Genomic DNA, 232 nt, shown 5'->3' with positions numbered 1-232 from the left:
CTAGAGGACTTGCAACAGAAGCTAGGATTGACCTATTTGTTTATTGCTCATGATTTAGCTATGGTGAAGCATATTTGTGATAGAGTGGCCGTCATGTATGCTGGGAAAATAGTTGAGATAGCCGAAAGTGAAGAACTGTATTCTAATCCTTTACACGAATATACCAAAGCATTACTTTCAGCAATCCCAATACCTGATCCTAAGATAGAGAAAACGAAGAAAAGAATAATTT

Annotated in this window: 1 pseudogene; it reads left to right on the top strand. The window is 36.6% G+C overall.

The features are described 5' to 3' along the window. A pseudogene (locus EOC06_RS39435) lies at positions 1-232 on the top strand (dipeptide/oligopeptide/nickel ABC transporter ATP-binding protein); the annotation flags it as partial.

Origin of the sequence: Mesorhizobium sp. M7A.F.Ca.MR.362.00.0.0 (genome assembly GCF_004023175.1) — a bacterium.
In the GTDB taxonomy this organism is placed as follows: Bacteria; Pseudomonadota; Alphaproteobacteria; order Rhizobiales; family Rhizobiaceae; genus Mesorhizobium.
The sequence above is the reverse complement of the archived record's forward strand: the minus strand, read 5'-3'. Positions and strand labels throughout refer to the sequence as shown.